The following is a 25,756-nucleotide window of genomic DNA, read 5'->3' as shown; positions in this document are numbered from 1 at the left end:
CCTGGCCCGCCGCAGGGCCGGCCGGGGGGCGGGCGTCCGCTACTTCTCGCTGCGCGGGAAGGTGATCTCCACGCGGCGGTTCTTCTTCTGGCCTTCCTCGGTGCTGTTGTCGGCGACCGGGTAGTCCTCGCTGTACCCGCGCACGTCGTACACGACGCCGGGGGCGGTCACCGTCTTGGCCAGCTCCGACTGCACGGCGTCGGCCCGCTGCTTGGACAGCACCTGGCCGTGCTCGTAGCTGCCCTGGTCGTCGGTGAACCCGAAGACGCGGATGCGGGTCGCCTTCTGCTGGTTGATCTCGTTGGCGATGGCCTGGATCCGGGCGGCGGCCTGCGCGTTGAAGACCGCGCTGTTCTCGGGGAACAGCACCTCGGACTGGAGCGCCATCATGACGGTCTGGTTCGTCTCCTGCCGCCGCTGCTCCCCGCCGAGGTCCTCGACGACCTCGGCGATGTCCAGCACCTTGACCGGCGCGAGGGTTCCGCCCTGCGGGATCTTCAGCCCGGGGGCGTTGGAGTCGATGGCAACGGGGGCGGACGCGGACGGCTCGGTGCCGGGGGGCACGGACGGCTTGACGTCGTCCGCGTGGGCGGCGGTGGCGCCGATGAGATGGGCTGCTCCGATGGCGAGAGCGGAGATCGCCGTGGCTGCTGCTGCGCGATGGCTTGTTTTCATGAGGTCACCCGGAGATTTTGACGGTGGCCGTAGCGAAGGTGGGGAGGCTGAACTCCACCTCGCCGGTGGAGGCGGGCGGTGCCGGGAACTGGGCGAAGAAGGGGATCACCTGGCCGGCATCAACGCTGGAGACCCCCGTAGTGCACAGGCACCTGGCCTCCGTGTCACGAAGCACGTAGTAGCGCTTCTTGCCCACCTTGTCGACCAGGGTCGCTCCCGCCACCGACTCTCCGGTGCCCTTCAACTCGATTCCACGCCACGCCACTGTGTCCTTGTAAGACTGACTACCCGTGTTCTTGATCTGCCCGTTGACGGTGAGGAAGCCACCGGGTTCTCGGCGTACCGAGTTGATGACAAGAGCCATGCCTGCTTCACCGTTCAGCGTGGCGATCACCTCGACCGGTTGCGAAATCTGCCCCTGGCTCGAGCCCGGGGTCGGAGCGCCCGCAACCGCAGACTGAGGGGCCGAGGGCTGCTTAGGATCTTTCTGCTTGCCGTCGTCACCACTACCGCCACACCCGGCCAACGTCAGGGCGAAGACCGCCGCAACCACTGCGGCCGCTCCCCCACGGACCTTCACCAACTGCCGAATGCTCATGTACACAGGCTCCTTGTCTCTCGTTCGCTGTCAGTCGACCAGTCGCACGCTGAAGAGGTTCCGCGACAGCGCGCGCAAAGATCCAGGCTTCAGCGGGTTGACCTCGATGGACTTGCCGCCCTGGCACTTGAATGTGACGGGGTCCGATGCAGGGGGAGGTGTCGGAGTGGAAGTCGGGGCCGGCGTAGCGCCGCCTTGTATGGGGGTCGCACTAGGCGCAGGTGCCACCGCCAACAGGCAGAGGGGTTCGATCACGGCTGCCGCGTCGGCCGTGCCATGCATGCCGTCCGTGCCGGGGACCACCGAGTTGCCCACCGTCCGGTGCGTCTTCACCGCAACCGTGACACGGGGGATCGGCGCCTGACACTGAGCCTCCGCACCGTTCCTGGCTGCGAAATCCACGGCTGCAGCGCAGGCGCCGTTACCGGTGAGCAACTTCCCCCTCAGGAACTCCTCCCAGTCCCCAGGCTTCAACGCACCGAGATCGAGACCGACCAACGCGCCGTCTCTGGCTGCCCTCGCGCCTGCAAGTGCAGCCGCGTCGGCTGCACCCTGCGCGTCGCTCCGGGTGACCGAAGCCTGGCCCACGACGAAGAAGACAAACGCGGCAAAGAGCAGGCCTGCCACCACCACTACATAGATGGGGAAGGCCTGCCCTTGGTCGCCTGTGTACTTTCTGCGCGTGGGCACTAGCCGGCTTTGATGTCCGTCACTGCCTGCTTGATCCGCTTGGTGATCTCCGAACCGACGCCGGAACCGACTACGGCTCCGATGATCACGATCACCACCAGGATGATGCCCAGGTACTCGAACGCGGTCTGGCCTCGGTCGAGGTTCGCGTGGCGTTGGCGAATTCGGGTGATCGTCGTGTCCGACCAGGTGGTCAGGCGGATCTTCGCACCGACGGTCGCCTTCAGCAGCGAGCTGTGTGACATGGGGGGTCCCTCCCGGGCCGGTACCGCTGTTGGTTTGCGGACGGTACGGCGAGTCACCGGTCGTTACCAAGGGTCCCGGGGCCCAATTACGGACCCACTGCGCACTCTGTCTACCCATGGCCGGTCACTCCTGGACGGGCGATTCCCAGCCAGCGGGCTATCGCCTCGCTGCGGGTGGTGCTCTGGAGCTTGGCGAAGATGCGGTTGATGTGGTTCTTGACGGTCTTCTCACTGATGAAGCACGCAGCCGCGATCCGCTGGTTGTTCATCCCGGACGCGATCAGGTCCATGATCTCCACCTCCCGGGAACTCAAGCCGAATGCAACGGAGTTGTGGATCCGCTCAGAAGACTGTCCCACAGTTCGTTGCTGTTGCGAAGAGGACCGGAGTTCCGTGACCAACGCGTTGGCCGCCGTCGGCGTGAAGTGGGCGCGGCCCACGCGGACGTCACGGACCGCGCGGACCAGGTCGTCGGACGTGAACTCGCCGTGCACCAGGTAGCCGCCCGCGCCCAGGAGCAGCGCCTCCCGGACCAGGTTCTCCTCCTGGCTGTACGTCAGCATCAGCACCGGCGCCAGCCGGACCAGGTGCGGCAGGGCCGACATGCCGTCGACCCCCGGCATCCGGACGTCCAGCAGGACCACGTCCGGGGAGTGGCTCCGGGTCAGGACCAGGGCCTCCCGGCCGTCCACCGCCTCGGCGACGACCGTCAGGTCCTCCGTCGTGGCCAGGAGCGCGGCCAGCCCCGCCCGGACGACCGGGTTGTCGTCGGCGACCAGGACGCGGGTCGGGGTCACGGGCGCCCCTCCGGGGTCAGGGCGGCCAGGGGGAGGGTCAGGCGGACCCTGGTGCCGGGGCCGTCCGGGCGCGGGCCGAGCCCGAGGCGGGCTCCGATCGCCGCCGCGCGTTCCGCCATGCCGAGCAGGCCGAAGTGGCCTTGGCCGCGCAGGGCGGCGAGGTCGGCCCCGCCGGCCGGCAGGCCGCGGCCGTCGTCGGTGACGGTGAGGGTGAGTTCGGCGCCGCCGGTCGCCAGTTCCACCACCACGCGGGCCGCGTCCGCGTGGCGGCGTACGTTCTCCAGCGCCTCCGCCGCCACCGATACGAGGTGCCGGGCCACCGGGGACGGGACGGACGGCGTCACGCCCGTGACCTTCAGTTCGCCCGTGCCCGCCTCCGTCGCGGAGCGCAGCAGCGTGCGGAGCGCGGACACGATCGGGGCGCCCGACGGCGCTCCCGGACCGGCCGCGCGCGCGTCCGTGTCCCGGCGCAGGTCCGTCAGGAGCTCCCGGGACTCCGTCGCCGCGCGGCGGGCCGCGTCCGCGAGCAGGTCCGCCTGGCGGCGGACCGCCGCCGGGTCGGAGGTGCGGGCGAGGGCGTCCGCGGCCAGGGCGAGCCCGTACAGGGTCTTGGCCACCGAGTCGTGCATCTCCCGGGCCAGGTGCTTCCGTTCGGCCCGGACCGCCTCGGCGGCCGCCAGGCGGGCGCGGGTCTCGGTCAGGTCCCGGCCGGCCGCGCCGAAGCGGAACAGGAGGTCGCGCAGGCACACCCCCGCCGCGCCCGCCAGGAGGCACAGGGCCGGCAGGACCGGCCCGTGGGCGAGGGCGGCCACGACGACCGCCTGGACGGCCGCGTAGAGCGCCGAGCCGCGCCAGCCATAGAGCAGGCCGGCCAGCAGCGGGGTGCAGACGGCGACCAGCCCGAGCGGGGACTCCGGCGTCGCCGTGACCAGCAGCAGTCCGCTGAACGCCATGTCCGGTACGAGGAGCCAGCGGCGCCGGAGCAGCAGCGGGCCGAAGCGCTCCCAGTCGCGGAAGAGGGCGTACGAGAGCATGAACGTGACCAGTACGGCCGCGCCCACCAGGTACGTCGGCCCGCCGGGGGCGGTCCGGCCCAGCGCCAGCGGCGCGCCCAGCGCGATCATCACCAGCCGGAACGCGAACACCTGTCGGCACAGCGCCTGGAGGGCGTTGACCTGGAGCGCGAACGACGGGCCGCCTCCCGGCCGGGCCGCCTCCGGGGCAGGCCGGGCCGCCCCGGCAGTCCTGGCCACCCCGGCAGGCCACGTCGCCCGCACCCACCGGGCCGCCGCCGCGCACCACCCCGCCCGTGCGCCGTCCAGCGCCGCGTCCGACGCGACGTCCAGTGCCGCCATGGTTCACCCGCCCCCGAGCAGCGCGCCGAAGTCGACGTTCGCCCCGTAGACGAAGCCGCAGACGAGCAGGATCAGCGTGCCCGGGAGCATGAACATCGTGACGGCGAACGTGGCCTTCGGGACGGCCCGCGCCGCGCGCCGGCGGGCGTTCTGGGCGTCCGTACGGCGCATGTCCTCGGCGATCGCGATGAGGGTCTCCACGATCGGGGAGCCCAGCTCCTCGCCCTGCTGCAGCGCGGTGACGAACTGGGCGACCTGCTCGGAGTCGTTGCGCCGGCGCAGTTCGTCGAAGGCCTGGCGGCGGCCGACGCCCATGTCCATCTGCTGGAGGGTGATCCGGATCTCGTCCGCCCACGGGCCCTCGTACTTGTGCGCCACGCGCTCCAGCGCCTGCCGGAAGCCGAGACCGGCGCTGACCACGACCGCGAGCACGTCCAGGAAGTCCGGCAGGGTGCGCTCGATGTGGTCCCGGCGGACGCGGATGGCCGACCAGAGGCCGGCCTCGATCCAGAACAGGCCGAAGGCGACCATCAGCAGGGCCGCCACCAACTGCCCGTTGATCAGCATCGAGAAGGCGCCGAGCCCGCCCAGCAGGCCGTACACGGCGCGGCGCGCCGCGTACCGGTCGATGGTGAGGCCGGCCGGGTTGCCCGCCATGTCGATCTGGCGGCGTTTGCGCGCCACCCGGTCCGGGCCCATCAGGCGCAGCACCAGCGGCGCCCAGCGGATGCCCATCCGGTCCACCAGCGAGCCGACCGCCGTGGTGCGCGTCGCGCCGACCTCCAGGGCCAGCGCGAGGTCGGTCGGCAGTTTCACGTCGGCCCGGTAGAGCCGGATGCCGTGGAAGGCGCCGAGGACGGACAGCGCCATGAGCAGGGCGAGGAGCACGGTGATCACGTCGGCCCCCTCACACGTCGATCTTGGACAGGCGGCGGATGAGGACGAATCCGAGGGTGAAGAGGCCGAGCGCGACCAGGACCGCGCTCTGCCCGATGAAGGCCCCCGTCATCCGGTCCAGCGCACCCGGCATCATCATGTCGACCAGCAGCAGCGAGCCGAGCCCGATGGCCGGCACGAGGTACGCGGTCACCGTCACCTGGGAGAGCTGCGTACGGATCTCGCGGCGGGTCTCCTTGCGCTGCTCCAGCGTCACGGTGAGGTTGCGCAGGCTCTCGACGATCGTGCCGCCCGCGCGGGCGGACAGGACGAGCGTGGAGACGAGCACGACCAGTTCCCGGGACGGGAGGCGTTCCGCGAGTTCGCCGAGGGACTCGTCGATGGAGTGGCCGAGGGCGAGCCGGTCGGCGACCCGGCCGAGTTCCTCGCCCGCCGGGGCCTCCAGCTCGTCGGCGGCGATCCCGATGGCCGTACGCAGCGCCAGGCCGGCCTGGGTGGCGTTGGCCAGGATCCGGGCGAGTTCCGGGAGCTGGTTGATGAACCGCTCGGTGCGGCGGGAGCGCTGCCAGGTGAGGAAGGCGTTCGCCGACCAGAGCCCGATCAGGCCGGCCACCGGGCCGAAGAACGGGGCCAGCAGCGCGGCCGCGATCAGCCAGACCCCGCCGACGCCCAGCAGCATGTAGACGAAGAACTCGCCCGGGGTCATGTCCAGGCCCGTCGTCGCCAGCCTGACCTCGATGCGGCGGCCGAGCTTGGTCCGGCGCAGCCGCCGGTCCACTCCGGGGAAGCGGCGGCGGCCCGTCGGCTCGGGTGCGCCGGCCGACGTGAGGCGTTCGACCAGGGCGGCGCGCTGCGCGCGGCCGGCGGCGTACGCGTGCACACCGAGGATGACGAACAGGCAGGCCAGCAGGGTGGCGCCGAGGGTGAGCAGAACGGTCGGGTTCACAGGGCGGTCCGGGTGATGCGGGCGGTGAGCGGGTCGTCGGACAGGGCGACCCCGAAGGCCTGCGGGATCGGCTGGTTGTTCATGTAGAGGCGGTCCGCGATCCGGCGCGGCAGCGGGTAGTACTCGAAGCGGCCGTGGACGCGCGCGTCGGCCCCCATGGGCTGGGCGACGTAGCGGCAGACGGTGGTGATCCGGAAGGGTTCGCGGCCGTGCGAGTCGAGGATGGCGATCTCCGTGATGCGGCGGGACCCGTCGCCGAAGCGGGTGAGCTGGACGACGACGTTCACGGCGCTGTTGATCTGGTCCTGGAGCGCCTCGAAGGGCACTTCCACCTCGGACATCGACGCGAGGGTCTGCAGGCGCATCAGCGCGTCCTCGGCGCTGTTCGCGTGGACGGTGGCGAGCGAGCCGTCGTGGCCGGTGGACATGGCCTGGAGCATGTCGAGGGTCTCTCCGCCGCGGACCTCGCCGACGATGATGCGGTCGGGGCGCATGCGCAGGGAGTTGCGGACCAGGTCGCGGATGGTGATCTGGCCCTTGCCCTCGACGTTCGCCGGCCGGGATTCGAGCCGGATGACGTGGGCCTGCTGGAGCTGGAGCTCGGCGGAGTCCTCGATGGTGATGACGCGCTCGCCCTCCGGGATCAGCCCGGAGAGGGCGTTGAGGAGGGTGGTCTTGCCGGTGCCGGTGGCGCCCGAGACGATCAGGTTCATCTTCGCCTGGACCAGCCCGGACAGGAGCAGGAGCATCTGCTCGTCGAGGGAGCCGAGGCCGATCATCTCGTGCAGGGTGAAGGCGCGCGGGAAGCGGCGGATGGTGAGGGTGGCGCCGGTCAGGGAGAGCGGCGGGATGATGACGTTGACGCGCTCGCCGCTGGGCAGGCGGGCGTCGACCATCGGATTGGCCTCGTCCACACGGCGGTTGACGGTGGAGACGATGCGCTCGATGGTCTGCATCAGCTGCTCGTGCGAGGCGAAGCGCAGCGGGAGCTGTTCGACGCGGCCGCCCCGCTCGACGAAGATCTGGTCGGGGCCGTTGACCATGATCTCGGAGATGGAGGCGTCCTCCAGCAGCGGTTCGAGCACGCCGAGCCCGAGGGCCTCGTCGACGACGCGCCGGATCAGCTGGGCGCGCTCGACGGTGGAGAGGACCGGTCCCTCGCGGCTGATGATGTGGCCCAGTACGCGCTCCAGGCGCGCCCGGCGCTCGGCCGGCGCGAGCGCCGACATCTCGGCGAGGTCGATCTCCTCCAGCAGCTTGGCGCGGTAGGAGGAGACGAGCCGGCCGTCCTCGCGGGGGCCGTGGCGGTCGTCCGGAATGTTGACCCGGGAACGCAGGCTCATGGTCAGGGGCCCTTCGGGAGCGTCGGGTCGTCGTTGGGCATGACGGCGGTGCTCGACGCCTCGTGCGCGTCGAGTCCGGGCAGGATGGACTTGGCCGTGAGGGTGACCTTCACGCTGACGGCGTCGGCGGACGTGTACCAGTCGAACCGGGCGGACGAGGCCAGGCCGCCGCTGATGGCCGCCCGCCCGGCGCTCTCCCCTCCGGAGCCCTTCTGGGCCTGTACGCGCGCGGCCGCACGGGCGGCCGTGCCGGCCTGTTCCTCGGCGTAGGCGACCCAGCCGAGCTGGATGGCGCAGAGCGCGACGAACAGCAGGATGGGGACGAAGCCGATGTACTCCAGGGCCACTTGGCCCCGGTCGGAGCGCACGCGTCGCCTGTCCACGTCAGTCCTCCCTCTCCATGGCCGCTCCGGCGGTGCCGTCGATCGCGCCGAAGTTGAGTCCGGGGTAGAAGACGGGGATCTTGAGCGTGACCCTCGCCGTGTAGAGGTCGCCCGCCGGGCCGCAGTCCACGTCCATGCCCCAGGCGGATCCCACGTGCTCCCCCGCCGCCGCCACGCACGCCGCGTCGCCCGTCACCGCCCCCGCCCGGGCCGCCTCGTCCGCCGCGTTGCCCGCCAGGGAGAACGCGTACCCGATCAGTACGCACTCCCACACCGCCGCCACGAGCAGCAGGATCAGCGGGACCGTGCCGACGAACTCCACGGCCACCTGGCCGCGGTCGCGGGCGCTGCCCCGCGCGCGCGTTCCCCTCCGGGCGGCCACGGTTCAGCCCTCCCGGCCGCGGCGCAGCCGCGCCACCGGCCCCGCCGCGCGGACCGCCAGGGCGCCGTCCGGGGGCTGCGCCGGGTTGTCCGGGGTGGAGAGGAGGCCCAGTTCGCCGGCGAGGGTCCACAGGGCCTGCTTGACCGTGGAGCGGTTGTCGAGGTCCTGGACGCGGCCCGCGTCGACCACCGCCTGGAGTTCCTTGAACGCCGCCGGGACCGGGGTCCGGGTGGCGCGGGTCTTGGTGATCTTCTCGATCAGGGCGGGCTGGATCTCGGTGTGCTTGCTCCACCGGTTGACGACCATCGCGGTGTCCTCTGCCTTGCGCACCTGGAGCCGCTCCCACATCCGCACCATCCGCTTCGCCGCCCGTACGGCGACCACGTCCGGGGTGGTGACCAGGACGGCGACGTCCGCCATCTCCACGGCGGCGGCGTTCGCGCCCGTCATCTGCGTGCCGCAGTCGATGACGACGAGCTCGTAGCGGCCGCGCAGGGCGGCGATGACGTGCCGGGCGGCCCGGTCGTCGACCTCCTCGCCCCGTTCGCCGTCCGCGGGGGCCAGCAGCAGGGCCAGGCCGGTGCGGTCGTCGTAGACCGCGTCCTGGAGCACGCGCGGGGAGATGTCCTGGATGCCGGCCAGGTCGGCGATGGAGCGGCGGAACTGCACGTCGAGGTACGAGCCCACGTCCCCGGCCTGGAGGTCCAGGTCGACCAGCGCGGTACGCCGCCCCGAGGCGGCCGCGGCCAGGGCGAACTGGACGGCGGTGAAGGTGGCGCCGACCCCGCCCTTGGCGCCGGTGACCGTGACCACCCGGCCGCCCGGGCCGGTGAAGGCCTCGGGGCTGCGGCCCAGGTGGCGGCGTACGCCCACGGACCACTGGGCTGCGGCCTGGACGCGGGCGGCGAGTTCCTCGTAGGAGAGGGGCAGCCCGATGAGGCCGCGCGCGCCGGAGTCCATGGCGGCGGAGAAGAGGCCGGGGCCGGCGTCGGAGGAGACCAGGACGACGCCCACCGCCGGGAAGCGCAGCGCGACTTCCCGGATGAGCTCCAGGGCCGGGGCCGGGCCGATCCGCTCGTGGACCAGGACGACCTCGGGGAGCTCGTCGATCGACTCGGAGGCCATCCGGGCCAGGGTGTCGAGCAGCGAGGTGGAGTCGGGCACGGGGGCTGCGGGCTCGGCGGCGGGGAGCTGGCTGAGGAGCGTGACGATGGCGCGGGCCGCGTCCGGGTCGCCGACCGCGGGGAGGATTCGGGTGGTCATTGCGCTCTCCTTTCGCCCGGGCCGGGCCTCACTTGTCCCCGTCGAGGGTGTACGTGCGGTCGCTCGGGCTGGGCGCCGAGTCGGTTCCGGGGGCGACCAGGGCCAGGCGTACGTGCTCCGCGAAGGACTCGGCGTACGCGACGCGCTGGGTGTCCTTGGTGTTCAGGGCGAAGGTGATCGGGACGGCCTCGGCGGGTCCGCTGCGGTCGGCGTTCTTCTCCAGGGCGGTGAGTTTGCCGACGCCCAGGACGCGGGCGTTGGCCACGATGATCACCGAGCGGGCGGGGTCGGTGTCCTTGGCGCCCTTGAAGGTGGCGATGATGTTGACCTTGGCCCCGGAGGTGATCTTGCCAGCCACGCCCGTGGCCGCGTCGATCATGATGGCGATCTCCTGCTCGCCGGGCTGGAGCTGCGGCCGGTCGACGAACATGTCGGCCTGGAGCAGCGAGCCCTTCTTCAGGGTGGTGAGCGCGATCTTGTTGTCGAGCGCGCCGAGGTGGGTGACGGCCGTCTGGGACAGCCAGCGCCTGGGGATGGTGACTTCCTCGAACTGGCCCGCCGTGAGCGGGCTGTACGGTGCGATGTCCCCCTTGGCGCGGTAGGCGACGACCTCGGCCCCGACCTTGGAGTTGACGTCGCCGATCACCACGAGGACTCCGGCGAAGGCTCCCAGTGCGCAGAGGACCGACAGGAGCAGCAGGATGACGCCGCGGCGCTGGCGTGAGTTCATGGTCCGTACTACCTCGCCGTTCTTCGTTCGTTCGTGCGGTCGGGTCGGTCAGCGTCTGGAGCGGGCGGTGCTCGCCGGCTCGGCCGGCGGCGGCGGCGGCGGTGCCGTGAGCGGCGCGGCGCAGAAGCCGCAGCGGTCGCCGATGAGTTCGAGGCCGCACCAGCGGCACTCCTCCCGGCGGACCGAGGCGACCAGCTGGTAGAGGACGGACGGGTCCGGGATGCCGGCGGCGAACTCGACCAGCTTGGGCGTGCCCCACCAGCCCGCGGAGTCGGCCGGGAGGGGGTTCTCCATGACGCCCTGCACCTGCCAGGCGGGGGCCAGTTCGGCCGTGACCCAGTCGGAGGCGAGCTGGCCGCGGGCGAAGGTGAGGTGCGTGGCGAACTCGGGTCCGGCGGGCAGGGCGGCCGCCGCCCCGCCGGAGCCCTTCGCGCGGCCCGCGCCGTGGCCGGCCCCGTGGCTGCCGCCGGTGCGGCCCCCGCCGGCGCCGGACAGCCGGGCCAGGTGCGGGGCCGGGTGGGCGAGTACGGCGAACTGGGCGCTCGGCGACCAGGACCGGGCGTGGGCCTTGAGGCTGACGGGGATCCGGTCGAGCTTCGCCACGGAGCCCAGCAGGGCGCCCGCGTAGATGTAGTGGGACAGCAGCCGGGCCGCCGAGGCGATGACCCCGGGGCTGAAGTCGAAGACGCTGAGCTGGCGCAGCTGACGGACCAGCAGGGCCGTTCCCAGCGGGGGGAGGTCGACGTCGAGGAGCGCTATCCGGTCGGTTTCCAGGATGGCCCGTACGGTGTGCAGCCGCTGGACGGCGGCGCGGGGCAGCCAGGACGGCACGACGGCGACCAGGTGGCCGTGGCGCTCCAGGAGCGCGGCCGTCCCGGTGAGCGCGCCGTCGAGGTCGAGCCGCCCGGGCGGCTCCAGTACGGCGGCGCCCGGCGTGTGCCGGTCGGGGGCCGGCAGTACCAGGTCGGCGCTGGTGACAGCGATGGCGGTCGGCACGCGAGTCCCCCTGTTCACCCCGTACGCCCCCAGCTGCCGCTGGGCGGTGCCCCTGCGGGCGCTTCCGCGCCCGTGTCGCGCACGCGCATCCCGCTCGCCGCGTACGCCCAAACCCTGCGCGACCGCAAACGATCGACGCGCTTCCCCCTTGCTCCAGCACCATATCCGCGTCGCCCCTGGCAGGGCAGGGCCTTGCCGATTCCCGTACCGCGGGCAGGTGTCACAGGTGGCCGGAAACCCGGACAACAAGGATCGACACTCCGGCCATTTCAAGCCAGATAGCAAAGACCCTTGACACGGAGATTGGTCTGGACCAACTTGGCACCGCAGGCCTTCAGTCGCCCTCCCCCACGCGGCCCGCACCCTCCCCACCCCTTCACTCCCCCCACCGGAGCCCACGTGAACCGCATACGCTCCCTCGCCCTGCTGGGCGCCGCCACGCTCACCGCCGGCGGCCTGACCGCCCTCGCCACCGGTACCGCGCAAGCCGCGGACATCAACGTCGCCCGCAACGGGGGCTTCGAGTCCGGCCTCGCCAACTGGTCCTGTTCCGGCGGGAGCGGCGCCGTCGTCTCCTCCCCGGTGCACGCCGGGGCCGGCGCCCTCAAGGCCACCCCGGCCGGGTCCGACAACGCGCGCTGCAGCCAGAGCGTCACGGTCAAGCCGAACTCGACGTACACGCTGAGCACCCAGGTCCAGGGCAGCTACGTCTACCTCGGCGCGACCGGGACCGGCACCCAGGACGTCTCCACCTGGACCCCCGGCTCGGGCTCCGGCTGGCAGAAGCTCTCCACCACCTTCTCCACCGGCCCGAACACCACCCAGGTCACCGTCTACACGCACGGCTGGTACGGCCAGCCCGCCTACTTCGCCGACGGGTTCAGCGTCTTCGGCCCGGACGGGGGCGGCGGGACCGACCCCGGCCCGGGCATCCCCGGCTCCCCGGCCGGGACCGCCGTTTCCGGCCAGAGCGCGAGCGGCCTCACCCTTTCGTGGAACGCCGTGAGCGGGGCGGCCGGCTACCACGTGTACCAGGACGGCGTCCGCGTCCAGTCCGTCACGTCGGCCTCCGCCCAGATCACCGGGCTCGCCGCCTCCACCTCGTACTCCTTCCAGGTGAGCGCCCACAACGCGGCGGGCGAGGGCCCCAAGTCCGCAGCGGTGACCGGCACCACCACCGGGGGCGGCGGCAACCCCGACCCGAACCCGTCGGTGCCCAAGCACGCGCTGACCGGCTACTGGCAGAACTTCGACAACGGCGCCACCGTCCAGAGGATCTCCGACGTCTCGGCGCAGTACGACATCATCGCCGTCTCCTTCGCCGACGCCACGGCCACGCCGGGCGGCATCACCTTCAACCTCGACTCGGCCGGGCTGAACGGCTACACCGTCGCCCAGTTCAAGGCCGACATCGCCGCGAAAAAGACGGCGGGCAAGTCCGTCATCCTCTCCGTCGGCGGGGAGAAGGGCACGATCACGGTCAACGACTCGGCTTCCGCGACCAACCTCGCGAACTCCGCCTGGGCGCTGATGCAGGAGTACGGCTTCACCGGGATCGACATCGACCTGGAGAACGGCATCAACCCGACCTACATGACGCAGGCGCTGCGCGCGCTGTCGCAGAAGGCCGGTCCCTCGCTGGTCATCACCATGGCCCCGCAGACCATCGACATGCAGTCGACGGCGGGCGGCTACTTCAAGACGGCGCTGAACATCAAGGACATCCTCACCGTCGTCAACATGCAGTACTACAACAGCGGCTCGATGAACGGCTGCGACGGCAAGGTCTACTCCCAGGGCACGGTGGACTTCCTCACCGCGCTCGCCTGCATCCAGCTGGAAGGCGGCCTCGCCCCCTCCCAGGTGGGGATCGGCGTCCCGGCCTCGCCGAGCGGCGCGGGCAGCGGCTACGTCTCCCCGACCATCGTCAACAACGCCCTGGACTGCCTGGCCCGGGGCACGAACTGCGGAACGTTCAAGCCCTCCAAGACCTACCCGGGGCTCCGCGGCGCGATGACCTGGTCGACGAACTGGGACGCCAAGGCGGGTAGTGCCTGGTCCAACGCGGTGGGTCCGAAGGTCCACGCCCTCCCGTAGGCGGTAGGTGTGGGGGTGGCCGGATCGGTACGGCGGACACGGCGGGCTCTTGACCAGAACATGCCACAAGAGCACGCTGTGCGCGTCCGCACGGCTACCCCCACACTCCCCACCCAGGAGAACGCATGCGGCTCCACACCCGCCGGAGGGCTGCCGTCACGGCCGCCCTGCTGGCGCTCGCGCTCGGCGCGCCCGCGTACGGAATGAGCGCCACGGCCTCGTCACCGGCCGCTCCGTCCACCGCCACCCAGGACGAGGCGATCGTCCAGTACCGGATCCACGGGCCCTCCACGGTCACCGACCGCACGGCCCTGCTCCGCACCGGGGTGTCGATCGACGAGGTGGACGACCACACCGTCGTCGTCAGCGCCGACACGATGCAGGCCAAGAGCCTGCGGAGGCTCGGCTACCAGCTCACGGCCCTCCCCGGGCCGCCCGACCGCTCACTGCCCGGGATCGCGTCGGGCACGATGGACTTCCCCTCGGCGGACTCCCGCTACCACAACTACGCCGAGGCCAGCGCGGAGATCGACCAGCGCATCGCCCAGTACCCCTCGATCATGAGCAAGCGGGTCATCGGGAAGTCGTACCAGGGCCGCGACCTCGTCGCCATCAAGATCAGCGACAACGTCGCGACCGACGAGGCCGAACCCGAGGTGATGTTCACCGCGCACCAGCACGCCCGCGAGCACCTGACCGTGGAAATGGCCCTCTACCTCCTCAAGGAGCTGGGCTCCAAGTACGGCAGCGAGTCCCGGGTCACCAACGCCGTCAACGGCCGCGAGATCTGGATCATCCCGGACCTCAACCCCGACGGCGGCGAGTACGACATCGCCACCGGCTCCTACCGCTCCTGGCGCAAGAACCGCCAGCCCAACTCCGGCTCCTCCTACGTCGGCACCGACCAGAACCGGAACTGGAACTACAAGTGGGGCTGCTGCGGCGGCTCCAGCAGCAGCAAGAGCTCCGAGACCTACCGCGGCGCGGCCGCCGAGTCGGCGCCCGAGGTGAAGGTCGTCTCCGACTTCGTCCGCAGCCGGGTGATCGGCGGCAAGCAGCAGATCAAGGCCTCGATCGACTTCCACACCTACAGCCAGCTGGTGCTCTGGCCCTTCGGCTGGACGTACAACGACACCGCGCCCGGCCTCACCGCCGACGACCTCGCCGTCTTCAAGAAGATCGGTACGGGCATGGCGGCGAGCAACGGCTACACGCCGGAGCAGTCGAGCGACCTGTACATCACGGACGGGACGATCGACGACTGGCTGTGGGGCAGCCAGAAGATCTTCGCCTACACCTTCGAGCTGTACCCGTCGAGCGCGGGCGGCGGCGGCTTCTACCCGCCCGACGAGGTCATCGACCGCGAGACGTCGCGCAACAAGGAGGCCGTCCTCCAGCTGCTGGAGAACGCCGACTGCATGTACCGCTCGATCGGCAAGGAGGCGCAGTACTGCGCCTGACCGCGGCCTGACCGCCACGTGACCGGGGCGCCTCACCGCCAGGGGGGCGCCCCTCCCGCGCGCCGTGCGGGGCGCCCCTCCCGGCCGCTGCCCCGGGCGCGTCCGCTCAGCCCAGGACGGCGAGGGCGTCGATCTCGACGAGCAGCCCGGCCGGCAGGCCGACGTAGACCGTGGTGCGGGCGGCCGGGGCCTCCTTCAGGCCCTGCTCCTCGAAGTAGGCGTTGTAGATGCCGTTCATCTCGGCGAAGTGGTCCGTGTCCGTGAGGTAGACGCGGATCATCATCACGTCGTCCCAGCCGGCGCCGCCGGCCTCCAGGACCGAGCGGACGTTCTCCAGCGTCTGGAGGGTCTGCTCGCGCAGGGTCGGGCCCGCGGGCGTCGGCGGCTGCCCGTCGACGTGCGGGAGGAAGCCGACCTGGCCGGCGACCTGGAGGATGTTGCCCTTGCGCACGCCGTGCGAGAACTTCGCCGGCGGCGTGGTGTGCGTGCCGGGGGTGATCGCGGTCTTGGCGGTCGTGTCGCTCATGCGGGGTCCCTGTTCGGATCGGAGCCGGAGCCGGAGTACTCCTGGCTGATGGTGTCGGCGGTACGCAGGACCAGGGGCCGCAGTTCGAGGAGCGCCTCGGCCGCGACCACCACGCCGGGCGCGGACACCGACAGCGCGGCGACGACGCGCCCGTCCGGCCCGTACACGGGCGCGCCCAGGCAGTTGATGGACTCCTCGTGGCCGCCGAGGTCGGTGGCCCAGCCCTGTTCCCGTACGAGGTCCAGCTCGCGCAGGAAGGCCTGCGCGTCGGGGGTGGAGCGCGAGGTGTAGCGGGGGTACTCGACCCGCGCCGCGAGCGCCCGGCGCTCGGCCTCGGGGAGGTCGGCCAGCAGCAGCTTGGCGACGGCGGCGACCGTGAGGGGGACGGGCTTGCCGATGCGGGAGTACATGCGGACCGGGTAGCGGCTGTCGACCTTGTCGATGTAGACGACCTCGTCGTCCTGGTGCAGGGCGAGGTGGACGGTGTGCCCGGTGGCCCGGTTCAGCTCCACGAGGTGGGGGTGGGCGATCTCGCGGACGTCGAGGTTCTCGATGGCCTCGGCGGCCAGCGCGAACAGGCTCGCGCCGAGGCGGTAGCGGCCGTCGGGCTGGCGGTAGACGAGGCCGTGGGCGTGCAGGGTCCGCAGCAGCCGCAGGGCGGTGCTCTTGTGCACGCCGAGCGCGTCGGCCACCGCCCCGAGCCCCGCGGGCCCCCGCGCGAGCAACGGCAGGATGCCGAGCGCCCTCTCCACCGACTGGCTCATCCGGTCCCCTCCCCGATCTCAGCCCCGCCGGCGTTTGAGGCGCGGGGTCCGGGGCGGAGCCCCGGCGGCGACGCCGCAGACGTTGACCCGCCGTCAACCGGGATGTTAGACAGCATGCAACGATCTACGCAACGACTGTTGCAGGCACTGCAACACACACCCGGGAGGCACCCGCATGGCCAGCGCCAGCGACCCCGCCAGCGACCCCGTCAAGGACCTCGCCGACGAGCCGGTCGACCACCGGTTCAAGGGCCTCCCCCCGGACGCCCAGGCCGCCGGCCTCACCGTGGGCGAACTCGCCGCGCAGCGCCGCGGGCTGTACACCGGCGGGTTCACCACCCCCGTGCTGACCCTCGACGCCGACGCGCTGGAGCACAACCTCACCGCGCTGGGCACCTACGCCGCCCGGCACGCCCTGGCCTTCGCGCCCCACGGCAAGACGTGCATGTCCCCCCAGCTCTTCCGCCGCCAGCTCGACCACGGCGCCTGGGGCATCACCGCCGCCGTCCCCCACCAGGCCCGCGTCTACCGCGCCTTCGGCATCCGGCGGATCTTCCTCGCCAACGAGCTCGTCGACCCCGCCGCCCTGCGCTGGGTCGCCGCCGAACTCGCCGCCGACCCCGGCTTCCGCTTCGTCTGCTACGTCGACTCCGTGCGCGGGGTGCACCTCATGGACCGCGCCCTGCGGGGGCAGCCGGCCGTCGTGGACGTCGTCGTCGAGCTCGGCGCCGGCGAGGGCGCCCGCACCGGCGCCCGTACGGACGAGGACTGCCGCGCCGTCGCCGACGCCGTCGCCGCCACGGACACCCTGCGCCTCGTCGGCGTCGCCGGGTACGAGGCCGAGGTCCCGGGCGCCGACGAGGACACCGTCCACGCCTACCTGCGCCGCCTGACCTCCCTCGCCGCCGAGTTCGACGGGGCCGGACGGTTCCCCGCGGACCTGGACGAGATCGTCGTCAGTGCCGGCGGCTCCGCCTGGTTCGACGCCGTCGCCGACGTCTTCGCCGCGCTCCCCGCGCTCTCCCGCCCGGTGCTGAAGCTGCTGCGCTCCGGCGCGTACGTCTCCCACGACCACGGCTGGTACACCCGCCTGACGCCCTTCAACCGGATCCCGGAGGAGGGCGGGCTGCGCCCCGCGTTCCGCCTGTGGACCCAGGTGGTCTCCCGCCCCTCCCCCACGCAGGCGTTCGTCAACGCCGGCAAGCGCGACATCGCCTACGACCTGGGCCTGCCGGAGGCCGAGCTGGTCCGCGACGCGCTCGACGGGACCGAGCGGCCCGCGACCGGGGTCCGCGTGGTGAAGCTGTCCGACCAGCACACCTGGCTGGAGACCGACTCCGCCGGGGACCTGGAGGTCGGCGACTGGGTGGCGCTCGGCATGTCCCACCCGTGCACGATCTTCGAGAAGTGGCCGCTCATCCCGGTCGTGGAGGCCGACGGCACGGTCACCGACTACGTCCGCACCTTCTTCTAGGCCGCGACCGCATGGACCTCGTCATCCGGGGGGCCCGCGTCGTCGACGGCACGGGCGGGCCCTCGTACACCGCGGACGTCGGCGTGCACGGGGGCCGGATCGCCGCGATCGGCCGGATCCCGGGCGGCGGGCGCCGCACGCTCGACGCGCACGGCCTCGCCCTGGCCCCCGGCTTCGTCGACATGCACGCCCACAGCGACCTCGCCCTGCTCCGCGACCCGGACCACAGTGCGAAGGCCGCCCAGGGCGTCACCCTCGAAGTCCTGGGCCAGGACGGCCTGTCGTACGCGCCCGCCGACGAGCGCACCCTCGACGGGGTCCGCACGGCCATCGCGGGCTGGAACGGCCCCGGCGACGACGTCGACTTCGACTGGCGCACCGTCGGCGGCTACCTCGACCGTCTCGACCGCGCCCACGGGGGCCGCGGCATCGCCGTGAACGCCGCCTACCTCGTCCCCCAGGGCACGGTCCGCGCGTACGCCCTCGGCTGGGACGACCGGCCCGCCACCGCGGCCGAGCTGGACCGGATGCGGGAACTCGTCGACGAGGGCCTGGCCCAGGGCGCGGTCGGCATGTCCTCCGGGCTCACGTACACGCCCGGCATGTACGCCGACGGCGCCGAACTGACCGAACTGTGCCGGGTGGTGGCGCGGCACGGCGGCTACTACTGCCCCCACCACCGCAGTTACGGCCACCGCGCCCTCGACGCGTACGCCGAGATGGTCGAGCTGACCCGGGAGGCCGGCTGCGCGCTGCACCTCGCGCACGCCACGATGAACTTCGGCGAGAACGCGGGCCGGGCCCCCGAACTCCTCGCGCTCCTCGACGCGGCCCTGGCCCGGGGCTGTGACATCACCCTCGACAGCTACCCGTACACCCCCGGCTGCACCACTCTGGTCGCCCTGCTGCCCAGCTGGGCGAACGAGGGCGGCCCCGAGGCGGTGCTGGCCCGGCTGCGCGACGACGCCGTGGCCCGCCGCATCCGCCACGCGCTGGAGGTCGAGGGGGCCGACGGCTGCCACGGGGTGCCCGTCGACTGGTCGACGGTCGAGATCTCGGGCGTCGGGGACCCGGCCCTCGCCGCGCACGTCGGCCGGCGCGTCGACGGCTGGGACACCGCCCGGCGGCTGCTGCTGGACGACCGGCTGGCGCCGACGGTCCTCCAGCACGTCGGCCACGAGGGGAACGTCCGGGCGATCATGCGCCACCGGGTCCACACGGGCGGCTCCGACGGCATCCTCCAGGGCGCGAAGCCGCACCCGCGCGCCTACGGCACCTTCCCGCACTACCTCGGCCACTACGTCCGCGAACTGGGGGTCCTCCCGCTGGAGGAGTGCGTCGCGCACCTCGCCGGCCGCCCGGCGGCCCGGCTGCGACTGCCCGACCGGGGCCTGGTCCGGGAGGGCTTCCGGGCCGACCTCGTCCTCTTCGATCCGGACACGGTCGCGGCCGGCTCCACGTACGAGCGTCCGCGCGTCCTGCCGACCGGGATCCCGTACGTGTTCATCGACGGCCGGCCGGTGATCCACGAGGGCCGCCGCACGGACGTCCTCGCAGGTCGGTCGGTACGTCGCAGCTCCGCGCCGGCCCCCGTCCGACCCATACGATGAACGGCATGGTCGCCTTCGCCCTCGCCTCGCTCTTCTTCCTCTCCTTCTGCGTCAGTGCCCGCCACGACCGTCGCAGGTTCCGCAACGCCGTCCTGCTCGGCCTGACGTTCATCACCTTGTCGTCCGCCCTGCTCCTCCAGGTGGACAAGCTGCCCGGCTGGGCCGCGCTGCTCGTGCTGCTGGTGGTGTTCGGCCTGCCCGCCCTCGGCATCCTGGCCCTGGGCGTCTTCCTCGTCGCCAACGGCGTGACCATGGTCCGCAAGGAGGGCGCCTACCTGCCCAACCTGCTGTCGATGCTGGCGGGTCTGGGGATCTTCGCGGTGATCGCGCTGGTGGCCGCCGCGGGGGCCTTCGACTCGACCGCGGTGACCGGCGTCGCGGCGGTCGTCAGCGCGGTCGCCGCCTACGTCTCCTTCATCTTCATGTGCTTCCTCGGCTACGCCTACCTCTACGGCCGCATCAAGGTCCGCGGCGACGTCGACCACGTGGTCATGCTCGGCTCGGGCCTGGTCTGCGGGGACCAGGTGCCGCCGCTGCTGGCCTCGCGGCTGCGCAAGGGCCGGCAGATCTACGCGGCCCAGCTGGCCCGCGGCGGCCGCCCGCCGGTGCTGCTGGTCTCCGGCGGCAAGGGGACGGACGAGAAGGTGTCCGAGGCCCGGGCGATGGCGGACTGGCTGATCGCGGACGGCGTCCCGGAGGAGCACGTCGCGCTGGAGGACCGGTCGACGACGACCGAGGAGAACATGCAGTTCAGCCGGGAGCTCATGCGCGCGGACGACCCCGGCTACCGGTGCGTGGTGGTCACCAACAACTTCCACGCCTTCCGGGCCGCGATGATGGCCCGCAAGGCGGGCGTCAACGGCCAGGTGGTGGGATCGCCGACGGCCCGGTACTTCTGGCCGAGCGCCACCCTGCGCGAGTTCGTCGCGGTGTTCTGGGAGCACCGGACCGTGAACCTGGGCATCTGCGGGCTGATGGTCGCGGCCGGGGTGGCGGCGACGTACGCCTCCTGACCACCGCGGCCGGGCGGACCCGAGGGGCCGGCCGGGCGGACGTACGGGCCTGGGCGCGGGCCGGGCGGACGTACGGGCCTGAGGGCGGGCCGGGCCGGGACGTGCGGGCGGGGGCGCCGTGACTCCCCCCTTGGCAGCCACGGCACCCCTGTCCCCGGGCGGGGCGCGCCGGTCAGACGCGCTGCCAGAGCGCGGGGACGACCGGCGGCTCCCAGCCCGTCTGGGCCTGGTGCCCCTGGAGGCAGCGGTAGGTCGCGCCGCCGTGGGTGACGGAGGCGCCGGTCGCGTAGACCGTGCCCGCCTTCCAGGTGCCGCCCGGCTCGGGGTCGCCGGGACCGGGGCCGGGGCCCGGGCCACCGCTCGTGGTCCTGAGGGTGAGGCCGTACGCGGACAGGATCGGGTTCAGCGGCTGGAAGAAGGTGGTGCCGCCGCTGGAGCAGTTCCCGGAGCCGCCCGAGGTGACGCCCTGGGCCTGGCTGCCGGAGATGTAGGAGCCGCCGGAGTCGCCGGGCTCGGCGCAGACCGTCGTGCGGGTCACGCCCGAGATGGTGCCCTCGGGGTAGGTGACGCTGGTGTTGTGCTGCTGGATCGTCCCGCAGTGCCAGCCGGTGGTCGAGCCGGAGCGGCAGACCGAGGCCCCGACGGGCTGCAGCACCGAGCCGGTGACCTGCACGTTCGCGCCGCCGCTGCCCTTGACGTACGGGGTGGCGGTCCACTGGGCGTTCGCGGCGACCCAGGCCATGTCGTTGCCGGGGAAGACCGAGGCCTGGAAGGACCCCTGGGCGACCTGGTTGAAGCCGCTGGTCGTGGTGCCGGCGCGGCCGCAGTGGCCGGCGGTGGCGAAGCCGTTCACCGTGCCCTTGGTGACCGGGAAGCCGACGGAGCAGCGCCCGCTGCCGTTCATGTAGTAGGCGTCGCCGCCGCGCAGGTCGTACAGCGGCCGCGGGGCCCCGGCCGTACGCACCACGGTGACCAGGGCCGCGTCGGTGCCGGTGACGGCCAGCAGCCGGGCCGCCGCCCCCGCCCGGGTCTCCTCGACGACCAGGCGGTTGGTGCGCGGGTCGGCGTACCGGACCGGGGTCGCGGCGTCGGCGGCCCGGTCCAGTACGGCTTTGGCTGCGTCCAGGTCGGCCAGGGTCCGGGTGACGACGGCGGCCCGGGCCCCGGTGGCCCGTATCGCGGCGGCGTCGGCGGCCCGGGTGGTGGCCACGGTGAGGGTGGCGGCGTCGGCGCCGTCCACCCAGGCCCCGGCGAAGGCGGCGCCGAGGCGGTCCCGGAGCAGGGCGGCGGTGGCCCCCGCCTCGGCCTCGTGGGCGAGTCGGGCCTTGGCCTGCGTGGGGGTCAGGCCGAGGTCCCGCTGCAGGGCGGCGAGCAGCTCGGGGGGCGCTTCGGCGGTACGCAGGGTGGCGGCGGCGGAGGTGCCCGCGGCGGGGGCCGGGGTCGCGGGGGCGGGGCCGGCGGTGGCGCCGCCCGCCGCGGCCAGCAGCAGCCCGGCGGCGGCCAGGGCGGTACACGCCGCGCGGGCGTGTCGCTTGAGCATGGGGGATCTCCTCGGTTCGGTGGGGGTCACCGAAACCGTAGAAATCCGAACCACCGTACGGGAGCTGTCGGTTGGCCCCTCCCCCGGCGGTATGCCCGGGGCGGGCAACCGGGCCGGACCCGCCCCGGGGTGCGTTCATGGGGCGGGCGCCGCAGGATGGCCCCAGGGGGCATCGGAGGAGGTACGCGATGGACAGTGCAGCGGATCAGCAGCCCCAGCAGCCCGACCGGCTCTTTTCGGGCGGCGAGCGGCCGTACGACCCCGAAGACCTCGTGATGGTGCGCGGGATGGAGCCGACTCCGGAGCGGCTCGAAAAGGCACGCCAGATGATCGAGAAGGAGGGTCCGCAGGTCATCGAGCGCTACCTGCCGTAGCGCTCGACGCGGATGCTGAAGACAGCCCCGGCCCGGGTCGCCCCCGGGCCGGGGCTCTCGCGTGCGCCCGCCGGCCTGCCCGCCGCGCACACCCGACCGGAACGCCGCGCGCACCCGACCGGAACGGGCACAGGATGTCGGGTCCGGCCGGCCGCTGCCCGCCTAGCGTGGTGAGCACAAGGAACGAAGGGAACCGGACGTGCTGGAGCGACTGAACCGCGCCATGGAACAGATCGAGGGCGACCTCACGGGGTCCGTCGACGTGGCGGCCCTGGCGCGCACCGCGACCACCTCGGAGTACCACCTGCGCCGGATGTTCTCGGCGCTGGCGGGCATGCCGCTGTCGGAGTACGTCCGGCGCCGGCGCCTCACGGTCGCGGGGGCCGACGTGCTCGCCGGGCGGGATCCGCTGCTGGACATCGCGGTGCGCTACGGCTACGGCTCGGGCGAGGCGTTCGCGCGGGCGTTCCGCGCCGTGCACGGCGTCGGGCCCGGCGAGGCGCGCCGCACGGGCTGCGCGCTCGTCTCACAGCCCCGGTTGGCCTTCCGTCTCACCGTCGAAGGGAACAGCAGCATGCACTACCGCGTCGTGGACAGGCCGGACTTCACCGTGGTCGGCTTCAAGGCCCGGGTCCCCCTGGTCCACCTCGGGCCGAACCGGGCGATCATCGATTTCGTCCGCGGTCTCGACCCGGAGGCCCGGCAGCGTCTGGAGGAGCTGTCGGACCAGGAGCCGCAGGGCGCCGTCGCGGTCTGCGACGACCTGGACCCAGGCCGCGCCGAGGGCACCGAACTCGACTACTACCACGGGGTGATCACCTCCGCCCCGGCCCCCGAGGGCACGACCGTCCTCCCCGTTCCGGCGGGCACCTGGGCGGTGTTCACCACCTCGGGGCCGGTTCCGGAGGCCCTCCAGTACCTCTGGCGGGACGTGTACGCGGAGTGGTTCCCCTCGAACCCCTACCGCGGCCGGCCCGGCCCGGAGATCCTGCGCACCCGGCTGTCCCCGGACGGGACGCGGGCGGACGCCGAGCTGTGGCTCCCGGTGGAGCGGGAGCGGGCCTGACGCGTCGGCGGGGGCGGACGGGCGGGCGTACGCCGACCGGCCGGACGGCTGGCCGGTCAGCCGGACAGCCGCAGCCGGTCAGCCGGTCAGCCCGAAAGCCGCAGCCGGACAGCCGGACAGCGTCTCGCCAGGAGGTCAGAGCGCCGCCAGGAGGTCGTCGAGCGGAGCCGGGACCCGGTCGGGGGCGAGGGCCTCGACCAGGAGGCGGCTGTAGCGGATCTTGCGGCCCTTCTTCGTGCCGAGGAAGCGGCGCAGCTGCTGCGGCCGGGGCCGGCCGTGCTGCGCCGGCTGGCGCAGGAAGGTCTGCCAGGCACGGAGGTCACCCTCGGCCCCGATGACCTCCTCGACCCGGTCCGTGCCGAGCGCGCGGATCAGCTCGTCCTCCAGGTCGGCCGCGCACACGAAGAAGCCCCGGTACGGCGCCCCCGCCCGCTCCAGGCCGCGTTCGTAGAAGCCCTGTTCGCCCGCGTCGCACAGGCCCGTCAGGCGCAGGCCGAGGCCGGGCGGCCCGAGGAGGCCGGCGTAGCGGGCGACGCTCATGGCCCCGCCCATCGACACGACGCACACCCCTTCGGCGGCGAGGTCGCGGCCCCGGGCCCCGGCCAGCGCCTCGACGGCCGCGAGGTCGCTCAGCCCCTCCAGCAGCACCGCCGTACGCACCCCCAGCCGCGCGGCGAGGTCACCCGCGGTCCCGCCGGGGCCGCCCGCCGCCCAGCCGCCGACCGCGTCCCGGAACGCCTCGGTGTCCGCCGTGCCTGCCGTGCCTGCCGTGCCCGCCGTATCCGCCATGCGGTGAGTCTGCCCGGTCACCGGCTCCGCGGCACGGGCGTTTCCACGGCCCCGGCCGCCTCCGCCCCGGCCGTCAGCGGGGGGCGGGCCGGGCCGGCGTCCTCACCGCCGCGGCCGCCGGCCCGGTCCCGGAGCCGTCCCCGGGACCGCCGCCGGCTCCGCCCGCCGCCCCGGCCGAGCCGGCCAGGGCCTGCGCGTGCGCGGCCCGGGCGTGCTCCAGTACGTCCGCGGCCCGGCCCGCCGCCCGCGCCGCCGGGTGCCACCCCAGCAGGTGCCGCCACACCAGCGGGGTCCCGGCCAGCGGCCGGGCGACCACCCCCGGGGTGACCGGGAACGTGGCCCGGCACAGCCCGACCGCCCGCCCGACCTGCACGAGGTGCACGCAGGAGGCGGTGTCGGTCTCGTAGACGCAGGCGGGCGTGAACCCGGCCCGTACGCACGCCGCCGCGAAGCAGTCCCCGAAGCACCCATCGCCCGGCACGTCCGTCCAGGCCTCGGCGGCCAGTTCCGCCAGGTCGATCTCCCGCCGGGCGGCCAGCGGATGGTCCTCGGCGAGCATCACGTACACCGCGTCCCGCGCCACCTCCATCCAGGCCAGGCGCCCCGGCTCCGGCGGCGCGCTCTCCCCGCAGACCCCGACCAGCGCGAAGTCCAGGCGCCCGTCGGCGACGCCCCCGGCGACGTCCTTCTCGGACCAGGAGGTGTACGTGGTCACGGGCACCCCGGGCTCCTCGCGCGCCAGCCGGTCCACGAGCCCGCCGAGCAGCGGCCCGTGCGTCCCGCCGAGCCGGTACCCCTCCGCCCCCTGCCGGGCGAACCGCACCGCCTCCTCCTGGAGTTCGCACACCGCGGGCAGCACGACGCGGGCCCGGTCCAGCACCAGCTCCCCGAGCGGCGTGGCCCGTACGCCCTCCCGGCCGCGCACGAACAGCGCCCCGCCCAGCGCCCGTTCGATCCGCTTCAACTGCGTGCTGAGCGCGGGCTGCGCGATCCCCAGCGCGGTGGCGGCCCGCGTCAGGCTGCCGGCGTCCGCGACGGCCCTGACGATCTTGAGGTGCCTCAGCTCCAGGTCCATGCCACGAGCTTGGTTCAGACCAGTGGGCGGGCGCTACGGGTCGGCCGCATCCAGAATCGGTGAATGCTCGTTAGCCGCCCGGGGGCCACAACCCAAAGGACAGGTGAATGCACGCACTCGACGTCGACTGGGACCACCCCGTGGACCCGCGACCAGGCCCGCAGCTCGACCACGTACGCGCGTACGTCGCCTCCGTCGGCGCCGACGGCCACCTCTGGCACGGCGTCCACACCCTCCTCCTCACCACGGTCGGCCGCGCCACCGGCCGCGCCGTCCGCACCCCGCTGATCTACGGCGAGGACGCGGGCCGCCTCATCCTGATGGCCTCGGGCTACGGCACCCCGCACCACCCCGCCTGGTACCACAACCTCACCGCGCACCCCGAGGTCCGCTTCCAGGCCGGCGCGACCCTGCGCCGGGCCACGGCCCACACCGCCGGGCCGGCGGAGCGGGAGACGTACTGGTACCTGATGACGGGCCTGTGGCCCGCGTACGAGGAGGACCAGGCGGCCACGGACCGGGAGATCCCCCTGGTCGTCCTGGAACCGTTCTGACCGGTGGCGGCCGGAGCCCCTAGATGAATGAGTCCAAGGGGTGTCGTTGCGGTCAGTGATCGTAGGCGGTCAGTGACCGTTTGATGGGTTGATCGGTTTTGTCGTTGTGCCAGA

Annotated in this window: 27 protein-coding genes; 8 read left to right on the top strand and 19 right to left on the bottom strand. The window is 73.1% G+C overall.

The window, feature by feature from the left end; all coding sequences use genetic code 11:
• Nucleotides 1-39 precede the first annotated feature (39 nt).
• From ACFWTC_RS28480 to ACFWTC_RS28415, 14 genes are all read right to left on the bottom strand, one after another.
• Nucleotides 40-675: an OmpA family protein gene (locus ACFWTC_RS28480; protein ID WP_383920075.1), complete on the bottom strand. Its 636-nt coding sequence runs from the start codon at nucleotides 673-675 to the stop codon at nucleotides 40-42.
• A gap of 4 nt (nucleotides 676-679) precedes the next feature.
• Complete coding sequence (locus tag ACFWTC_RS28475; protein WP_383920076.1) at nucleotides 680-1,273, bottom strand: hypothetical protein; 594 nt, start codon at nucleotides 1,271-1,273, stop codon at nucleotides 680-682.
• A gap of 30 nt (nucleotides 1,274-1,303) precedes the next feature.
• Nucleotides 1,304-1,963, bottom strand: a complete 660-nt coding sequence (locus tag ACFWTC_RS28470; protein ID WP_383920079.1) for a pilus assembly protein TadG-related protein — start codon at nucleotides 1,961-1,963, stop codon at nucleotides 1,304-1,306.
• The gene (locus tag ACFWTC_RS28465) at nucleotides 1,963-2,208 is read right to left on the bottom strand and encodes a hypothetical protein (RefSeq protein WP_383920082.1); all 246 of its coding nucleotides are present in this window, start codon (nucleotides 2,206-2,208) and stop codon (nucleotides 1,963-1,965) included. Before ACFWTC_RS28465 ends, ACFWTC_RS28470 begins: the two co-directional genes overlap by 1 nt.
• Before the next feature lie 110 nt (nucleotides 2,209-2,318).
• A complete protein-coding gene (locus tag ACFWTC_RS28460) occupies nucleotides 2,319-3,005 on the bottom strand; it encodes a response regulator (protein WP_384028959.1) in 687 nt (228 codons plus the stop codon).
• Nucleotides 3,002-4,360, bottom strand: coding sequence for a sensor histidine kinase (locus ACFWTC_RS28455; protein WP_384028961.1), 1,359 nt, complete (start codon nucleotides 4,358-4,360; stop codon nucleotides 3,002-3,004). The genes ACFWTC_RS28460 and ACFWTC_RS28455 overlap by 4 nt, the downstream gene beginning before the upstream one ends.
• Nucleotides 4,361-4,363: 3 nt before the next feature.
• Complete coding sequence (locus tag ACFWTC_RS28450; protein ID WP_384028983.1) at nucleotides 4,364-5,254, bottom strand: DUF5936 domain-containing protein; 891 nt, start codon at nucleotides 5,252-5,254, stop codon at nucleotides 4,364-4,366.
• Nucleotides 5,255-5,267: 13 nt separating this feature from the next.
• The gene (locus ACFWTC_RS28445) at nucleotides 5,268-6,203 is read right to left on the bottom strand and encodes a type II secretion system F family protein (RefSeq protein WP_383920091.1); all 936 of its coding nucleotides are present in this window, start codon (nucleotides 6,201-6,203) and stop codon (nucleotides 5,268-5,270) included.
• Nucleotides 6,200-7,546 carry a CpaF family protein gene (locus ACFWTC_RS28440; RefSeq protein WP_384028963.1) on the bottom strand — a complete coding sequence of 449 codons (1,347 nt, stop codon included), beginning with the start codon at nucleotides 7,544-7,546 and terminating at the stop codon, nucleotides 6,200-6,202. The genes ACFWTC_RS28445 and ACFWTC_RS28440 overlap by 4 nt, the downstream gene beginning before the upstream one ends.
• 2 nt (nucleotides 7,547-7,548) lie before the next feature.
• Nucleotides 7,549-7,929, bottom strand: a complete 381-nt coding sequence (locus ACFWTC_RS28435) for a TadE/TadG family type IV pilus assembly protein (RefSeq protein WP_384028965.1) — start codon at nucleotides 7,927-7,929, stop codon at nucleotides 7,549-7,551.
• A gap of 1 nt (nucleotide 7,930) precedes the next feature.
• Nucleotides 7,931-8,311 (bottom strand): TadE/TadG family type IV pilus assembly protein, encoded by a 381-nt coding sequence (locus tag ACFWTC_RS28430; protein ID WP_384028967.1) that lies wholly within the window; start codon nucleotides 8,309-8,311, stop codon nucleotides 7,931-7,933.
• A gap of 3 nt (nucleotides 8,312-8,314) precedes the next feature.
• Nucleotides 8,315-9,574 (bottom strand): CpaE family protein, encoded by a 1,260-nt coding sequence (locus ACFWTC_RS28425; protein WP_383920098.1) that lies wholly within the window; start codon nucleotides 9,572-9,574, stop codon nucleotides 8,315-8,317.
• A gap of 28 nt (nucleotides 9,575-9,602) precedes the next feature.
• Nucleotides 9,603-10,304, bottom strand: a complete 702-nt coding sequence (cpaB, locus tag ACFWTC_RS28420; RefSeq protein ID WP_383920101.1) for a Flp pilus assembly protein CpaB — start codon at nucleotides 10,302-10,304, stop codon at nucleotides 9,603-9,605.
• A gap of 48 nt (nucleotides 10,305-10,352) precedes the next feature.
• Nucleotides 10,353-11,300, bottom strand: a complete 948-nt coding sequence (locus tag ACFWTC_RS28415; RefSeq protein WP_384028969.1) for a hypothetical protein — start codon at nucleotides 11,298-11,300, stop codon at nucleotides 10,353-10,355.
• A gap of 399 nt (nucleotides 11,301-11,699) precedes the next feature.
• Here ACFWTC_RS28415 and ACFWTC_RS28410 point away from each other — a divergent pair, with 399 nt between their 5' ends.
• Together ACFWTC_RS28410 and ACFWTC_RS28405 are read left to right on the top strand one after the other, a co-directional pair.
• On the top strand, nucleotides 11,700-13,397 hold the full coding sequence (locus ACFWTC_RS28410; RefSeq protein WP_384028971.1) for a chitinase: 1,698 nt from the start codon (nucleotides 11,700-11,702) through the stop codon (nucleotides 13,395-13,397).
• A gap of 125 nt (nucleotides 13,398-13,522) precedes the next feature.
• A complete protein-coding gene (locus tag ACFWTC_RS28405) occupies nucleotides 13,523-14,857 on the top strand; it encodes a M14 family metallopeptidase (protein ID WP_384028973.1) in 1,335 nt (444 codons plus the stop codon).
• Nucleotides 14,858-14,963: 106 nt separating this feature from the next.
• Here ACFWTC_RS28405 and ACFWTC_RS28400 read toward each other — a convergent pair whose 3' ends face one another.
• Nucleotides 14,964-15,383: a RidA family protein gene (locus ACFWTC_RS28400; protein WP_383920111.1), complete on the bottom strand. Its 420-nt coding sequence runs from the start codon at nucleotides 15,381-15,383 to the stop codon at nucleotides 14,964-14,966.
• Complete coding sequence (locus tag ACFWTC_RS28395) at nucleotides 15,380-16,147, bottom strand: IclR family transcriptional regulator (RefSeq protein WP_383920114.1); 768 nt, start codon at nucleotides 16,145-16,147, stop codon at nucleotides 15,380-15,382. The genes ACFWTC_RS28400 and ACFWTC_RS28395 overlap by 4 nt, the downstream gene beginning before the upstream one ends.
• Nucleotides 16,148-16,322: 175 nt before the next feature.
• On the opposite strand from ACFWTC_RS28395, the gene ACFWTC_RS28390 reads away from it, so the two are divergent.
• Genes ACFWTC_RS28390 through ACFWTC_RS28380 form a run of 3 tightly spaced genes read left to right on the top strand, consistent with a single transcriptional unit; the run spans nucleotide 16,323 to nucleotide 20,244 of the window.
• Nucleotides 16,323-17,621 carry an amino acid deaminase gene (locus tag ACFWTC_RS28390; RefSeq protein ID WP_383920117.1) on the top strand — a complete coding sequence of 433 codons (1,299 nt, stop codon included), beginning with the start codon at nucleotides 16,323-16,325 and terminating at the stop codon, nucleotides 17,619-17,621.
• Between the two features lie 11 nt (nucleotides 17,622-17,632).
• Nucleotides 17,633-19,231, top strand: coding sequence for an amidohydrolase family protein (locus tag ACFWTC_RS28385; protein WP_383920120.1), 1,599 nt, complete (start codon nucleotides 17,633-17,635; stop codon nucleotides 19,229-19,231).
• Between the two features lie 5 nt (nucleotides 19,232-19,236).
• Entirely contained in the window at nucleotides 19,237-20,244 is a 1,008-nt protein-coding gene (locus ACFWTC_RS28380; RefSeq protein ID WP_383920123.1) for a YdcF family protein, read from the top strand.
• Between the two features lie 172 nt (nucleotides 20,245-20,416).
• On the opposite strand, the gene ACFWTC_RS28375 is transcribed toward ACFWTC_RS28380, so the two are convergent.
• Nucleotides 20,417-21,784 carry a carbohydrate-binding protein gene (locus ACFWTC_RS28375; RefSeq protein ID WP_384028975.1) on the bottom strand — a complete coding sequence of 456 codons (1,368 nt, stop codon included), beginning with the start codon at nucleotides 21,782-21,784 and terminating at the stop codon, nucleotides 20,417-20,419.
• Nucleotides 21,785-21,972: 188 nt separating this feature from the next.
• On the opposite strand from ACFWTC_RS28375, the gene ACFWTC_RS28370 reads away from it, so the two are divergent.
• Nucleotides 21,973-22,158, top strand: coding sequence for a hypothetical protein (locus tag ACFWTC_RS28370; protein ID WP_383920129.1), 186 nt, complete (start codon nucleotides 21,973-21,975; stop codon nucleotides 22,156-22,158).
• A gap of 199 nt (nucleotides 22,159-22,357) precedes the next feature.
• Complete coding sequence (locus tag ACFWTC_RS28365; protein ID WP_383920131.1) at nucleotides 22,358-23,224, top strand: GyrI-like domain-containing protein; 867 nt, start codon at nucleotides 22,358-22,360, stop codon at nucleotides 23,222-23,224.
• 135 nt (nucleotides 23,225-23,359) lie between these two features.
• Here ACFWTC_RS28365 and ACFWTC_RS28360 read toward each other — a convergent pair whose 3' ends face one another.
• Both ACFWTC_RS28360 and ACFWTC_RS28355 read right to left on the bottom strand, forming a co-directional pair.
• Nucleotides 23,360-24,013 (bottom strand): TOPRIM nucleotidyl transferase/hydrolase domain-containing protein, encoded by a 654-nt coding sequence (locus ACFWTC_RS28360; RefSeq protein WP_384028977.1) that lies wholly within the window; start codon nucleotides 24,011-24,013, stop codon nucleotides 23,360-23,362.
• A 73-nt stretch (nucleotides 24,014-24,086) separates the two neighbouring features.
• Complete coding sequence (locus tag ACFWTC_RS28355) at nucleotides 24,087-25,088, bottom strand: LysR substrate-binding domain-containing protein (protein WP_384028979.1); 1,002 nt, start codon at nucleotides 25,086-25,088, stop codon at nucleotides 24,087-24,089.
• A gap of 107 nt (nucleotides 25,089-25,195) precedes the next feature.
• On the opposite strand from ACFWTC_RS28355, the gene ACFWTC_RS28350 reads away from it, so the two are divergent.
• Nucleotides 25,196-25,642 carry a nitroreductase family deazaflavin-dependent oxidoreductase gene (locus ACFWTC_RS28350; RefSeq protein ID WP_383920139.1) on the top strand — a complete coding sequence of 149 codons (447 nt, stop codon included), beginning with the start codon at nucleotides 25,196-25,198 and terminating at the stop codon, nucleotides 25,640-25,642.
• Nucleotides 25,643-25,756: the final 114 nt, after the last annotated feature.

It is taken from the genome of Streptomyces sp. NPDC058619 (genome assembly GCF_042717785.1).
Classification (GTDB): domain Bacteria; phylum Actinomycetota; class Actinomycetes; order Streptomycetales; family Streptomycetaceae; genus Streptomyces.
This window is presented reverse-complemented; position numbering and strand designations above follow the sequence as displayed.

Coding starts and splice junctions, on each gene's coding strand:
- ACFWTC_RS28475 (WP_383920076.1), bottom strand. CDS start 1,273: ATGAGCATTCGGCAGTTGGTGAAGGTCCGTGGGGGAGCGGCCGCAGTG.
- ACFWTC_RS28405 (WP_384028973.1), top strand. CDS start 13,523: ATGCGGCTCCACACCCGCCGGAGGGCTGCCGTCACGGCCGCCCTGCTG.
- ACFWTC_RS28380 (WP_383920123.1), top strand. CDS start 19,237: ATGGTCGCCTTCGCCCTCGCCTCGCTCTTCTTCCTCTCCTTCTGCGTC.
- ACFWTC_RS28455 (WP_384028961.1), bottom strand. CDS start 4,360: ATGGCGGCACTGGACGTCGCGTCGGACGCGGCGCTGGACGGCGCACGG.
- ACFWTC_RS28375 (WP_384028975.1), bottom strand. CDS start 21,784: ATGCTCAAGCGACACGCCCGCGCGGCGTGTACCGCCCTGGCCGCCGCC.
- ACFWTC_RS28480 (WP_383920075.1), bottom strand. CDS start 675: ATGAAAACAAGCCATCGCGCAGCAGCAGCCACGGCGATCTCCGCTCTC.
- ACFWTC_RS28385 (WP_383920120.1), top strand. CDS start 17,633: ATGGACCTCGTCATCCGGGGGGCCCGCGTCGTCGACGGCACGGGCGGG.
- ACFWTC_RS28360 (WP_384028977.1), bottom strand. CDS start 24,013: ATGGCGGATACGGCGGGCACGGCAGGCACGGCAGGCACGGCGGACACC.
- cpaB (WP_383920101.1), bottom strand. CDS start 10,304: ATGAACTCACGCCAGCGCCGCGGCGTCATCCTGCTGCTCCTGTCGGTC.
- ACFWTC_RS28440 (WP_384028963.1), bottom strand. CDS start 7,546: ATGAGCCTGCGTTCCCGGGTCAACATTCCGGACGACCGCCACGGCCCC.
- ACFWTC_RS28355 (WP_384028979.1), bottom strand. CDS start 25,088: ATGGACCTGGAGCTGAGGCACCTCAAGATCGTCAGGGCCGTCGCGGAC.
- ACFWTC_RS28400 (WP_383920111.1), bottom strand. CDS start 15,383: ATGAGCGACACGACCGCCAAGACCGCGATCACCCCCGGCACGCACACC.
- ACFWTC_RS28350 (WP_383920139.1), top strand. CDS start 25,196: ATGCACGCACTCGACGTCGACTGGGACCACCCCGTGGACCCGCGACCA.
- ACFWTC_RS28395 (WP_383920114.1), bottom strand. CDS start 16,147: ATGAGCCAGTCGGTGGAGAGGGCGCTCGGCATCCTGCCGTTGCTCGCG.
- ACFWTC_RS28390 (WP_383920117.1), top strand. CDS start 16,323: ATGGCCAGCGCCAGCGACCCCGCCAGCGACCCCGTCAAGGACCTCGCC.
- ACFWTC_RS28425 (WP_383920098.1), bottom strand. CDS start 9,574: ATGACCACCCGAATCCTCCCCGCGGTCGGCGACCCGGACGCGGCCCGC.
- ACFWTC_RS28370 (WP_383920129.1), top strand. CDS start 21,973: ATGGACAGTGCAGCGGATCAGCAGCCCCAGCAGCCCGACCGGCTCTTT.
- ACFWTC_RS28465 (WP_383920082.1), bottom strand. CDS start 2,208: ATGTCACACAGCTCGCTGCTGAAGGCGACCGTCGGTGCGAAGATCCGC.